This window comes from Burkholderia sp. Tr-862 (assembly GCF_011753085.1).
Classification (GTDB): Bacteria; Pseudomonadota; Gammaproteobacteria; order Burkholderiales; family Burkholderiaceae; genus Burkholderia; species Burkholderia ambifaria.
Genome location: NZ_VWWG01000270.1, coordinates 1 through 5,179, shown reverse-complemented (window position 1 = coordinate 5,179; position 5,179 = coordinate 1). Strand labels below are relative to the sequence as shown.

Sequence of the window (5,179 nt, the reverse complement as noted above, 5' to 3'; positions counted from 1 at the left end):
GTTCTTCTGCATCGGCGATCTCGCGCGCCGCCATCCGCACTGGATCGAAGCGATCGTCGCACGCGGCCACGCGGTCGAGAACCATAGCCAGCGGCACCGGCATACGTTCTCGCTGTCGGGGCCCGCCGCGCTGCGGCGCGAAATCGCTGCCGCGCAGCAGACGCTGACCGAGATCGCCGGCACGCGACCGCGCTTCTTTCGCGCGCCGGCCGGCCTGCGCAATCCGTTTCTCGAGCCGGTGCTCTGCGAGCTCGGTCTGCAACTCGCCAGCTGGACGCGACGCGGCTTCGACACGCGCGAGCACGATGCGGACACCGTCACGCGCCGCCTGCTGAACGGCCTGGCGCCACACGATATCCTGCTCGTGCACGACGGCCACGCGGCGCGCGATGCGCGCGGCGAACCGGTCGTGCTCGACGTGCTGCCGGCGCTGCTGCGCGCGGCCGCCGATGCGCGGTTGCAGTGGACCACGCTGCGCGCCGCGCTCGCGCCCGAACCGTCCGAACCGCCCGGCCAGCCGGGCATGCCGGCCCCCCCGTTTGATAAAATCTGACCATGCCCGGCGCGCCCGCCAGCCCTGCTGCGGCGCCCGTTCCGGCCACCGGATGCGACCCTCGTGAAACCTCTGCTGCTCTCGCACTTCACCGCCACCAGCTGCATCGGCCGCGGCCTCGACGCGACCCTCGACGCGCTGCGCCACGCGCGCGGCGGGCTCACGCCGTGCGACTTCGAACGCGCCGAACTCGACACCTGGATCGGCACGGTGGACGGCGTCGATGCGGAGCCTGTGCGCGCGGATCTCGCCGACTTCGACTGCCGCAACAACCGCCTCGCGCAGCTCGGCCTCGTCCAGGACGGCTTCGACGCGCGCGTCGCGGCGGCCGTGTCGCGCCATGGCGCCGCACGCGTCGGCGTGTTCATCGGCACGAGCACGTCCGGCATCCTCGAGACCGAACGCGCGTACGAGCAACGCGATCCGGCGAGCGGCGCACTGCCCGCCGGATTCCGCTATGCGCACACCCACAACCCGTATTCGCCGGCCGCTTTCGTGCGCGCATATTTCGCGCTGCGCGGGCCGGCGATGGCGATCTCGTCCGCGTGTTCGTCCGGCGCGAAGGTATTCGGCTCCGCGCGCCGGATGATCGAAGCGGGGCTGATCGATGCGGCCGTCGTCGGCGGCGTCGATTCGCTGTGCCTGACGACGCTGTACGGCTTCAATTCGCTCGAACTGTTGTCGCGCCGGCCGTGCCGGCCGTTCGACGTCGCGCGCGACGGCATCTCGATCGGCGAGGCCGCCGCGTTCGCGCTGCTCGAACGCGTGCCGCAGGCACCCGCCGCGCTCGACGATGACGCGATCCTGCTGCTCGGCGTCGGCGAATCGAGCGATGCGCATCACATGTCGTCGCCGCATCCGGACGGGCTCGGCGCGCGCCTCGCGATCGAACAGGCGCTCGCATCGGCCGGCCTCGATGCGAGCGACATCGACTACGTGAACCTGCACGGCACCGCGACGCCGAGCAACGACGCCGCCGAAAGCCGCGCCGTGGGCGCGCTGCTCGCGCGCACGCCGTGCAGCTCGACGAAGGGGGCGACTGGTCACACGCTCGGCGCCGCCGGCGCGCTCGAAGCGGTCGTCGCCGCGCTCGCGCTGCGCGAGCAGTTCGTGCCGGCCGGCGTCAACACGACGCAACCCGACCCGGCGCTGGCCGCCGACTACGTGCTCGCGAGCCGCGACGCGCACCTGCGTGCGGTCCTGTCCAATTCGTTCGGCTTCGGCGGCACGAATTGCAGCCTGATCCTCGGCCGCGCCGAGCACGCCCGCCGCCGGGAGCCGACATGACACTCACCGCCTTCATCGAAAGCGTCGGCCTCGTCGGGCCGGGACTGAACGACTGGCCGCACGCGGCAGACGTGCTCGCGGGCCGCACGGCCTATGCGAGCGCGCGCACCGTGCTGCCGCCGCCGGCCGGCCTGCCGCCGGCGGAACGTCGCCGCACCGGCCCCGTGGTGCGCGTCGCGCTCGCAGTCGGGCTCGAAGCGGCAGCCGCGAGCGGGCGCGATGCCGCCACGCTCGCGACCGTGTTCAGCGCGTCCGGCGGCGACGGCCAGAATTGCCACGCGATCTGCGAGACCCTCGCCGGCGACGACCGCCACCTGTCGCCCACGCGCTTTCACAACTCCGTGCACAACGCGCCGGCCGGCTACTGGAGCATCGCCACCCGTGCGATGGCGACGTCGAATGTGCTGTGCGCGCACGACGGCAGCTTTGCCGCGGGCCTGCTCGAGAGCCTGTGCCAGGTCGCGGTCGATCGCGTGCCGAGCCTGCTGATCGTCTACGACACCGACTATCCGGAGCCGCTGCGCGCGGTGCGGCCGATCGTCGACGCATTCGGCGTCGCGTTCGTGTTCGCGCCCGACGCAAGCGAACGCACGCTCGCGCGCATCGATGTGCAGCTGACCGACGCGCCGGCGACGACGCTCGCGAACCGCGAACTCGACGCGCTGCGCACCGGCAATCCGGCCGCGCGTGCGCTGCCGCTGCTCGACGCGCTCGCCGCGCGGCGTGCGACGCGCGTCGTGCTCGACTATCTGGAAGACGCGCGCGTGCAGGTCGATATCGCGCTGCCGGATGCCGCCGCGGAGCGCGCGCCATGACGGCGCCCGTCTCGACGCCGATGCCGCCGCCGACGACGACGCTCGATCGCGCATGGATCGCCGCGCACATTCCGCACGACGGCGCGATGTGCGTGCTCGATCGAGTCGAAGCATGGGATGCCGCGCGCATTCGCTGCAGCGCGACGAGCCATCGCGATCCGCACAACCCGCTGCGCTCGCGCGGCCGGCTCGCGTCGGTCTGCGGGATCGAATATGCGGCGCAGGCGATGGCCGTGCACGGCGCGCTGCTCGGGGCGCAACAGGAGCAGACGGAACAAACGCGGCCGCGCGCCGGCTATCTCGCGAGCGTGCGCAATGTCGACGCATTCGTCGATCGGCTCGACACGTTCGCGCTGCCGCTGATCGTCGACGCCGAACGCATCGGCGGCGACGATTGCACCGTGCTGTACGGCTTCGCGCTGCGCTGCGGCGATCGCGTGCTGCTCAGCGGCCGCGCCGCGGTGATGCTCGATGCATCGGCGGCCGGCGCACTCGTGCCGCCGCCAGCCGGCCACGCAGGCCCCCGATGAATTTGCCCAAGGAAACCAGGTCGTGAAAGCACGTCAGTTCATTTGCACCGCAATCGTTCTCGCACTGATCAGCCCGATCGCGCACGCGGACATGTCGGAAGTGAAGCAGGACATCAAGCGCGATTCGAAGGAGGCCGCGCACAAGACTGGCGACGCCGCGCGCAGCTTCGGCCATGCGACCGCAAGCGCCGCGAAGACAGTCGGCCACGGCATCGCGCATGTGTCGCGCGAGGGCTGGGATGCCACCAAGCGCACGACGAAGCGAATCTTCCACAAGAACGATTCGGGCGAAGGCGCGCAGAAGAGCGATTGAGTGTGAGCGTCCCGCGCACCGCAGACAGGCTGCGCGGGATGCGGCACGACGCTTGAGTGCGCCGTTGCCGCACCGCCACCGTCATCGCGCGCCGCTGCGCGTGCGGCGCGCCGGCCTGCGCGCGAGGCACTTGCCGTATGCGACGAACCAGCAATCGCGATGATCGAAATTTCGCAGCAGCCGCGCGCGGCGCCGCTCGAGCCAGTGAAGCGCGATCGCCATCGTCAGCGCGACGGCCAGTGCCGAGCCGCCGATCGCGAGTCCCATCCAGGTTTCACCCATGCCTCCTCCGGAATGCGAGGCCGGTGCGGCACGCATGCCGCGACGCGGTGGCCGGCGCGCGGACGCATACGGTCCGCCGCATGTGCGGCGAACCTGCGTCCGTGATCCATCACCGCGCGCGTGCCGCGTCGCCCCGGCGCTGGATACAGCGGGAGCACGGCCCGGACGCGCGCGCGAACGCCGCCCGGGCCGCCGCGCGTCAGTGCATGTGCTGGCCGCCGTTGATCGCGATGTTGGAGCCCGTCACGAAGCCGGCCTCCTCCGAGCACAGATACGCGACCAGCGCCGCGACTTCCTCGGGCTTGCCGAGCCGGCCCGCCGGAATCTGCGGGAGGATCTTCGTATCGAGGATGTCCTGCGGGATCGCCGTCACCATCTTCGTCGCGAGATAGCCCGGCGACACGGTGTTCACCGTCACGCCCTTGCGCGCAGTCTCGAGCGCGAGCGATTTCGTGAAGCCATGCATGCCGGCTTTCGCGGCCGCGTAGTTGGTCTGGCCGACCGAACCCTTCGAGCCGTTGACCGACGCGATGTTGACGATGCGTCCCCAGCCGCGCTCGACCATGCCCTCGCAAACCGGCTTCGTCATGTTGAACACGGAATCGAGGTTGGTGCGGATCACCGCATCCCAGTTGACCTTGTCGAGCTTGCGCAGCGTCATGTCGCGCGTGATGCCCGCGTTGTTCACCAGGATGTCGACCGGGCCGACTTCCCGGACGATTTTCTCGACGCATTGCTGGCACGAATCGTAATCGGCCACATCCACCGGATACGCGTGGAATTCGCGGCCGGCCGCGTGCATCTCGGTCAGCCAGCGATCGGCACCGGTATTGTTCGGCGAATACGTGACAACGACCTGGTAGCCAGCGTCGTTCAACCGGATGCTGATCGCTTCGCCAAGACCGCCCATCCCACCCGTCACAACTGCAATTCGCTTAGTCATCCTATGAGTTACCGAGAAGAAAAGTAATCAATGGTGCGCAGCGACGGCATGGCACCTGCCGCCGCCCCACCGCTTCGATGCGCCCGCGTCGCTGACGCGGCGCGCATCGGAACATCACACCTGTTGCGGGTTGCTCGTTCCGCGCGAAAGCTGCTGCGCGCGTGCGCGGCGCAGGCCTGCGCCGCACGCGTGCATGCTCGTCAGGCCCCGCTCAACCGCGCTCGACCGCGAGTGCGACGCCCATCCCGCCGCCGATGCACAGCGACGCCAGACCGCGCTTCGCGTCGCGCTTGACCATCTCGTGCAGCAGCGTCACCAGGATCCGGCACCCCGACGCGCCGATCGGGTGACCGATCGCGATCGCCCCGCCGTTCACGTTCACCTTCGACGTGTCCCAGCCCATCTGCTTGTGCACCGCCAGCGCCTGCGCCGCGAATGCCTCGTTGATTTCCATCA

At 70.2% G+C, this 5,179-nt stretch carries 7 protein-coding genes and 1 pseudogene; 5 read left to right on the top strand and 3 right to left on the bottom strand.

What is annotated here, in order from left to right:
• The 5 genes from F3J14_RS33415 to F3J14_RS33395 all read left to right on the top strand — a co-directional run.
• A partial coding sequence (locus F3J14_RS33415; RefSeq protein WP_166726534.1) for a polysaccharide deacetylase family protein occupies positions 1-553 on the top strand: 553 nt, incomplete at its 5' end.
• 63 nt (positions 554-616) lie between these two features.
• Positions 617-1,840 (top strand): beta-ketoacyl-[acyl-carrier-protein] synthase family protein, encoded by a 1,224-nt coding sequence (locus tag F3J14_RS33410; RefSeq protein ID WP_166726532.1) that lies wholly within the window; start codon positions 617-619, stop codon positions 1,838-1,840.
• Positions 1,837-2,655, top strand: coding sequence for a beta-ketoacyl synthase chain length factor (locus tag F3J14_RS33405; protein ID WP_166726531.1), 819 nt, complete (start codon positions 1,837-1,839; stop codon positions 2,653-2,655). The genes F3J14_RS33410 and F3J14_RS33405 overlap by 4 nt, the downstream gene beginning before the upstream one ends.
• Positions 2,652-3,185 (top strand): hotdog family protein, encoded by a 534-nt coding sequence (locus F3J14_RS33400; protein ID WP_166726529.1) that lies wholly within the window; start codon positions 2,652-2,654, stop codon positions 3,183-3,185. Before F3J14_RS33405 ends, F3J14_RS33400 begins: the two co-directional genes overlap by 4 nt.
• A gap of 22 nt (positions 3,186-3,207) precedes the next feature.
• Complete coding sequence (locus F3J14_RS33395; RefSeq protein ID WP_166726528.1) at positions 3,208-3,498, top strand: hypothetical protein; 291 nt, start codon at positions 3,208-3,210, stop codon at positions 3,496-3,498.
• 81 nt (positions 3,499-3,579) lie between these two features.
• Here F3J14_RS33395 and F3J14_RS33390 read toward each other — a convergent pair whose 3' ends face one another.
• From F3J14_RS33390 to F3J14_RS33380, 3 genes and pseudogenes are all read right to left on the bottom strand, one after another.
• Complete coding sequence (locus tag F3J14_RS33390; protein WP_006755826.1) at positions 3,580-3,780, bottom strand: hypothetical protein; 201 nt, start codon at positions 3,778-3,780, stop codon at positions 3,580-3,582.
• Between the two features lie 199 nt (positions 3,781-3,979).
• Entirely contained in the window at positions 3,980-4,723 is a 744-nt protein-coding gene (gene phbB / locus F3J14_RS33385) for an acetoacetyl-CoA reductase (protein ID WP_166726527.1), read from the bottom strand.
• Positions 4,724-4,934: 211 nt separating this feature from the next.
• Positions 4,935-5,179 (bottom strand): annotated as a pseudogene (locus F3J14_RS33380) (acetyl-CoA C-acetyltransferase); the annotation flags it as partial.